This is a genomic window from Streptomyces lushanensis, from assembly GCF_001700515.1.
In the GTDB taxonomy this organism is placed as follows: domain Bacteria; phylum Actinomycetota; class Actinomycetes; order Streptomycetales; family Streptomycetaceae; genus Streptomyces; species Streptomyces lushanensis.
This window is the reverse complement of sequence record NZ_MAUD01000726.1, coordinates 1-281: the sequence shown is the minus strand read 5'-3', so window position 1 is coordinate 281 and position 281 is coordinate 1. Positions and strand designations below refer to the sequence as shown.

Sequence of the window (281 nt, the reverse complement as noted above, 5' to 3'; positions counted from 1 at the left end):
CAAGGCCAAGGACGAGTTCGTGGCCGACGGCCTGATGATCGGGCAGTTCCATCCGGTGTGCGAGGAACCGGGCCTGTGGAACTCCCTGTTCCGTCCCCTGCGCGCTCCCGTACCGCTCCTGGCGGTCCGTAAGCTCCTGGTCTTCGATCTTCCCTTCCTGCTCGGCGACGATACGCACATGGACCACTATCTGCGCCGGTTCGCCCCGGACATCCCGGCCCGGGTCCGCGGCCAGTTGGTCAGCCGAGTGGTGTCCTGATCGCACGCGCCCCACCCCCACC

At 67.6% G+C, this 281-nt stretch carries 1 protein-coding gene; it reads left to right on the top strand.

What is annotated here, in order from left to right; all coding sequences use genetic code 11:
• Positions 1-259: DUF6875 domain-containing protein (locus BFF77_RS32630; protein WP_342671281.1), on the top strand; the 259-nt coding region annotated here is incomplete at its 5' end.
• Positions 260-281 lie beyond the last annotated feature (22 nt).